The sequence below is a fragment of the Actinotalea ferrariae CF5-4 genome, assembly GCF_000603945.1.
Lineage (GTDB): Bacteria > Actinomycetota > Actinomycetes > Actinomycetales > Cellulomonadaceae > Actinotalea > Actinotalea ferrariae.
In genome coordinates, this window is the sequence record NZ_AXCW01000231.1 from 1 (window position 1) to 6,105 (window position 6,105).

A 6,105-nucleotide genomic window follows, 5' to 3' on the forward strand; every position below is an offset into this window, starting at 1 on the left:
CTCCCCGATGGCCGAGGTGGTCCTGCGCGACCGCTTCGAGCGCGCGGGGCTGGGCGACGTCGTCGTCGTCGACTCGACCGGGGTGAGCGGCGAGGAGGACGGCAACCCGATCGACCACCGTGCCCAGGTGGTGCTCCGCGCGGCCGGCTACGACGTGCCGCGGCGCCGGGCCCGCCAGGTGACCGCCGTCGACCTGGCCTCGCACGACCTGGTCCTGGCGATGACCGCGAGCCATGCCCGCGCGCTGCGCCGCATCGGCCACGACGAGCCGGCCCTGGCCGAGCGGGTGCGGATGTACCGGTCCTTCGACCCCGCCGCGCCGACCGGGGTGCCGGAGCACGAGCTCGACGTCGACGACCCCTGGTACGGCGACCAGGTCGGGTTCGAGACCACGCTGGCGGAGGTCGAGGCGGCCGCCGACGGCGTCGTCGAGCACGTGCGCCGGGCACTGCGGGCGGCGCAGGAGGGCGGGTCGACAGGCCGGGCGGGCGGTCCGCCGGACTGACGGGAGGACCGGACGCGGCACGCCCGCCCGGTCCTCGCCCGGCGACGGCCGGACGACGGCGGTCCGCGTCGGAGTTCACCCGCCGTTCACCTGCGGGGACGTCGGCCAGTGCCGATCCTGAGGCATGCGTGGTCGGGAGCCGGTGCACCGCCTCGCGGTCCTCGCGCTCACCACGGGGTTCGCGGGCCTCCTCCTGCTCCACCTCGCCGACGTCGTCCTGGGCAGTCTCGTGCCCGGATCGGTGCCGGTGGCGGGCGTCTGGACCGGGGCCGCAGCCTTCGTCTTGGGAGCGCTCCTGGCCGCGGCGCGGCTTGCCGTGCACCGGGCACCGGCGCCGGACGGCCTCGTCGTGGCCGGCGTGCTCTGCTACTGCGGCGCGTGGCTGCACCGGTTGCTCGTCCCGCAGCCCCGCGGGGTGGACGACCCCGTTCTCGGGGACCTGCTGTGGGCGCCGTTCCCCGTCCTCCTGGTCGCGGCCCTCGTCGGGCACGGCATGCGCCGGCGTGCCCACGCGTCGGACTGGGTCGACCTCGCCATCGGTGCCGCCGGGGGCGCGGCCTTCGTGGCGGCGTTCGTCCTCTCCGCCGAGGACTGGGACGGCTCCGACCTGGCCGCGTCCGCGGTCAACGCCGGCTACGCCGTCGGGGAGTCGGCGATCGTCGTCGCGGCGCTGAGCGTCGTGGTCGTGCGGCGCCGGCGGCTGGGGCGCGCGTTCTGGCTGCTGGCGGCCGGGGCCCTGACGCTCGTGGGGACCGACGCCGCGTACCTCGCGCTGCGCGCAGGTGCCGCGACGGACCCGGCCGACGGTCCTCTGCGTCTCGGCTGGATGGTCGGGCTCACGCTCGTCGTGCTCTCCGTCGGGGCGCGCCGACCCGCGCCGGAGCCGCCGTCGCCCCGGTCACGACCGCCGGTGATCGTCGTGCCCCTCGTCGGTGCGCTCGTCTCGGTCGTCGTGCTCCTCGGGACGTCGGACGGCGAGCAGGTGGTGCGGTGGACGGCCGCGCTCGCCGTCGTCCTGGCCGTCGCGCGGATGGCGATGGCGTTCCGCGAGGTGGCGGCCCTGGCGGGCAGCCGCGAGCTGGCCCTGACGGACGAGCTGACCGAGCTGGCGAACCGCCGGGCCTTCTACGGCGCGGGGGAGCGCCGGGTGGAGCGGGGGACCCCGTGCGCGCTCGTCCTGCTGGACCTCGACGGCTTCAAGCAGGTCAACGACGGCCACGGGCACGGCGCCGGCGACGAGCTCCTGCGACTCGTGGCCGGGCGGCTGCGGGGCGTGGTGCGGGACGGGCGGAGCGGACGCGACCGTGACCTCGTCGCGCGGCTGGGCGGGGACGAGTTCGCGGTGCTCCTCTCGGGCCACGAGCGGGAGGCCGTGCTCGTCGCGGAGCGCGCCGTGGCGGTGCTCGAGGAGCCGTTCGACCTCGGCGGCGTGGTCGTGCGGGTCTCCGCCGCCGCGGGCGTCGCCGCGCTCGACGCCGGTGGCCCGCTCGACGAGCTGGTCCGCCGCGCCGACGTCGCGATGTACCGGTCCAAGGCGACGGGGTCGGGCGTCGTCGTCCACGTCGCGGGGCTCGACCTGCGGGACGCGCCGGACGTGGTGGACGCGCCGGACGTGGTGGACGTGCCCGACGTGCCCGACGTGCCCCGTGGGGGAACTCCCGTCGGCGCGTGAGCGTCGTCCAGGGTGGGATGCTCGACCGAGCGACCCGCACACCGAGGAGGACCTCCGATGCGCTGCCCCGTCGACGCCGTCGAGCTCGTCATGACCGAACGCCAGGGCATCGAGGTGGACTACTGCCCCACCTGCCGCGGGGTGTGGCTGGACCGCGGCGAGCTGGACAAGATCATCGAGCGGTCCACGGGCCCGGCCGCCGCCGCGTCGGCCCTGGACGCCGCCACGGGCGAGTACCGCCCCGACCGGCACGACCCGCGGTTCCAGCCGCGCTTCGGGGACGCCCGGCCCGAGCCCGGGTACGGCGCGTACGACCCGCGGCGTGACTCCCGTCCGGCGGACCCGCGGTACGCCGGTGGGTACGACCCGCGGCAGGGCGCCGACCCGCGCGGCTACGACCCGCGCTACGACAAGCGCCGCAAGAAGAAGGGCTTCCTCGAGGAGCTGTTCGACTTCTGAGCCGCCTCCCACCCCGTCCGCCGACGGCAGCACCCGGCACCATGGGGGGATGAGGATCGCCCGACGCGCCCAGGTCCCGCCGTTCGCCGTCATGGAGGTCCTCGCGGCCGCCAACGCCCGGGCCGCGGCGGGGGAGTCCGTCATCAGCCTGTGCGCAGGGCAGCCCGCGGCCGGCGCCCCGGCGGCGGTGCGCGCGGCGGCGATGGGCCTCCTCGCCGACGGCGACCTCGGCTACACCGAGGCGATCGGCACCCCGGCGCTGCGGGCGGCCCTCGCCGCGCACTACGGCCGCTGGTACGACGTCGACGTCGACCCGGCGCGCGTCGTCGTCACGACCGGGTCCTCGGGGGCGTTCCTGCTCGCGTTCCTGGCGGCGTTCGAGCCGGGGGACCGCGTCGCGCTGGCCCGGCCCGGCTACCCGGCGTACCGCAACATCCTCACGTCGCTGGGCGTCGACGTGGTCGACCTGGACTGCGGCCCGGCGACCGGCTTCCGCCCGACGACCGCGCAGCTCGCCGCCGCGCACGACGACGCCCCGCTCGCAGGCCTGGTCCTCGCGAGCCCCGCCAACCCCACGGGGACGATGGTGACCGGGGCCGAGCTGGACGCCGTCGTCGGCTGGTGCGCGGACCACGGGGTGCGGCTGGTCAGCGACGAGATCTACCACGGCATCACCTACGGCGACGCGGGGCGGGGGGCAACGGCTGCGGGCCGGTCGGACGAGGGCGCCGTCGTCGTCTCGAGCTTCTCGAAGTACTGGGGGATGACGGGCTGGCGGCTGGGGTGGCTCGTGCTGCCGCCGGACCTCGTGCCGCCGGTCGACGCGCTCGCCGGGAACCTCGCGCTGTGTCCGCCGGCGCTGGCGCAGCACGCGGCGCTCGCGGCGTTCACGGAGGAGTCGTACGCGGAGGCGGACGAGCGGGTCCGCGGGTACGCCGCGGCGCGGGACCTGCTGCTGCAGCGCGTGCCGGCGCTGGGGTGGTCCGTCGCGCCACCGGACGGCGCGTTCTACCTCTACGCGGACGTCGGGACGGACGACTCGGTCGGCTGGTGCGCCGGGCTGCTGGCCGAGACCGGCGTCGCGCTGACGCCGGGGACGGACTTCGACCCGGTCGACGGCGACCGGTGGGTGCGGCTGTCCTTCGCGGCGGGGGAGGCCGCGGTCGACGAGGCGTTGGACCGGATCGAGGCCTGGCAGCGCTGAGGCACCGTCCGATCAGGACTCCTTCGGCATCTCGACCACGACCTTGCCGCGGACGCGGCCCTCGTGGACATGCGCGAGGGCGGTTGCGGTCTCCTCGAGCGGGAAGGTGCGCTCCAGGGTGGGCCGCACCTGGCCGCGCTCGACGTAGCCGGCCAGCTCCTCGAGGTCCGCCCTACGCGTCGACGAGACGAACATGCGTACCCGTGGCCCGCGGCGGGCGACCAGCGAGGCGAGGCTCGCCCGGATCTGGCGGCCCAGGTTGCCGGTGACGGTGCTGCCGGTCTCGTCGCCGACGAGCACGAGGGTGCCCGCCGGGCGCACCGCCTTCCGCAGCTCGGCGACCGGCCGGCCACCGGCGATGTCGAGCACGACGTCGAACGCGCCGTCGGCCGGGAGCTCCTGCTCGTCGTACGCGACGACCTCCGAGGCCCCGAGCGAGCGCACGAGGTCAGCCTTCGCGGCGCTGCACACGCCGACGACGTCGCAGCCCATCGCCGCGGCGAGCTGCACGGCGTAGGAGCCGACGCCGCCGGATGCGCCGATGACGAGGACCCGCTGGCCGGCCTTCACGCGAGCGACGTCCCGCAGTGCCTGGAGGGCGGTGAGCCCGGAGACCGGCAGCGCGGCGACCCGGACGAGGTCCACCCCGGTGGGGACGCGCGCGATCTTGCGGGGGTCGGCCACGGCGAGCTCGGCGAACGACGACGTCGCGGCGCCGTAGACCGCATCGCCGACGACGAGTCCCGTCACGTCCGGGCCGACGGCCTCGACGACGCCCGCGACCTCCAGCCCGAGGCCCGTCCGCCGCGGGCGGCGCAGGCCGGTGGCCAGCCGCATGACGCTCGGCGTGCCGGTCATCATGTGGACCTGGCCGCGGTCGACTCCGGCGGCGACGACGCGCAGGAGGACCTGGCGACGGCCCGGAGTCGGCGTCGGCACGTCCCGGACCTCCACGACCTCGGGGCCGCCGTACTCGGATCGCACGGCGGCGCGGATGGTGGGGCGGTGGCTGGTCCCGGCTGCCTGCTGGGCGGGCTGGCTCGACGGCATGACGACTCCCTGACGCTGTAAGGCTGGTGCGCCGGACGCTAGTCTTACGCCGTAAGTCGCGTCAAGCCTTATGGTGTAAGCCGCCTGACAGGGCGAGAGGACGACGACGGGAGGCGCAGTGCCGGCAGGCACCCGCACACCGCTCAGCCGAGAGCGCATCGTCGACGCGGCGATCGCGCTCGCGGACGACAAGGGCGTCGAGGGGCTGACCATGCGCGCTCTCGGCCGGGCGCTCGGCGTCGAGGCGATGTCGCTGTACCACCACGTGCCGAACCGCGACGACGTCCTCGACGGCGTCGTCGACCGCATCTATGCCGAGTTCTACGCGCCCGTCGTCGGCGGGGACTGGAAGGACGAGCTGCGTCGGCGGTCGCACTCGGCGCGGGCGGTGATCCGGCGTCATCCCTGGGTGATCCCGCTGATGAATGCGCGCAGCACCCCCGGGCTCAGCACGCTCGCACACCTCGACGCGGTCATCGGCGTGCTGCGCTCGGCCGGGTTCTCCCTGCCCATGACGGCGCACGCGTTCGCGCTCGTGGACGCGCACCTGTACGGCTTCCTGGCCCAGGAGGTCAGCCTCCCGATCAGCCCCGGTCAGGGTGTTCAGGAGATCGCGGACGGCATCGCCGAGACGACGGACATGGCCGAGCACTTCCCGCACCTGGCCGAGCTGGTCGCCGGCCACGCCCTGCAGCCGGGGTACGACTTCGGCGACGAGTTCGAGTACGGCCTGGAGCTCGTGCTGGAGGGCCTGGAGCGGGACCTGCGCACAGACGAGGGCGGTCAGTAGCGGATCTCCTGCACTGCCATCACACGGACGGGCTGGTTGCCCGTCATCCAGGACGCCAGGGGGAACATGGAAACGCCTCTCTCCCCTGATGGCGACCTCGTCCCAGCGCAGACCTCTGCAGCCGACGTCGCGCCTGTTCCATGACGTGGAGGTGAAGGTGGCGCTCGGGACGCTCCGGTGCACCTTCGTGGGGTGCTCCTTCACGGGCCTCTGGGACGGCAACTTCTCCGCAGGGCACGGTCGCCATCGCGTCGAGGGCAACGACTTCCGCGAGCTGAGAGGGGCGGACTTCCGTGACGGGGTGGACTGGAGCAAGAACCAGTTCGACCATGGCGGCTCCCAGCTGATCCTGACGGCGGCGGCTGCGCGATCGCCGGTCGTGCGAGATGTGGCGCTCACCCGCCCGGATCTGGCTCCCCTCTGTG

General features: G+C 75.1%; 7 protein-coding genes. 6 read left to right on the plus strand and 1 reads right to left on the minus strand.

Annotation, left to right across the window (positions count from 1 at the left end):
* The 4 genes from N866_RS15080 to N866_RS15095 form a co-directional block, all read left to right on the plus strand.
* Nucleotides 1-505, plus strand: a 505-nt coding sequence (locus N866_RS15080; RefSeq protein WP_034227883.1) for a low molecular weight protein-tyrosine-phosphatase, incomplete at its 5' end; no start/stop codon positions are given.
* A 124-nt stretch (nt 506-629) separates the two neighbouring features.
* Nucleotides 630-2,177, plus strand: coding sequence for a GGDEF domain-containing protein (locus tag N866_RS20045; RefSeq protein ID WP_052023115.1), 1,548 nt, complete (start codon nt 630-632; stop codon nt 2,175-2,177).
* A gap of 57 nt (nt 2,178-2,234) precedes the next feature.
* Nucleotides 2,235-2,636 (plus strand): TFIIB-type zinc ribbon-containing protein, encoded by a 402-nt coding sequence (locus tag N866_RS15090; RefSeq protein ID WP_034227879.1) that lies wholly within the window; start codon nt 2,235-2,237, stop codon nt 2,634-2,636.
* A 49-nt stretch (nt 2,637-2,685) separates the two neighbouring features.
* Nucleotides 2,686-3,840: a pyridoxal phosphate-dependent aminotransferase gene (locus N866_RS15095; RefSeq protein WP_034227880.1), complete on the plus strand. Its 1,155-nt coding sequence runs from the start codon at nt 2,686-2,688 to the stop codon at nt 3,838-3,840.
* A 12-nt stretch (nt 3,841-3,852) separates the two neighbouring features.
* Here N866_RS15095 and N866_RS15100 read toward each other — a convergent pair whose 3' ends face one another.
* Nucleotides 3,853-4,890, minus strand: a complete 1,038-nt coding sequence (locus N866_RS15100; protein WP_052023116.1) for an NAD(P)-dependent alcohol dehydrogenase — start codon at nt 4,888-4,890, stop codon at nt 3,853-3,855.
* 118 nt (nt 4,891-5,008) lie between these two features.
* Here N866_RS15100 and N866_RS15105 point away from each other — a divergent pair, with 118 nt between their 5' ends.
* On the plus strand, nt 5,009-5,680 hold the full coding sequence (locus N866_RS15105) for a TetR/AcrR family transcriptional regulator C-terminal domain-containing protein (RefSeq protein ID WP_034227881.1): 672 nt from the start codon (nt 5,009-5,011) through the stop codon (nt 5,678-5,680).
* Between the two features lie 88 nt (nt 5,681-5,768).
* Nucleotides 5,769-6,105, plus strand: a 337-nt coding sequence (locus N866_RS15110) for a hypothetical protein (protein WP_034227882.1), incomplete at its 3' end; no start/stop codon positions are given.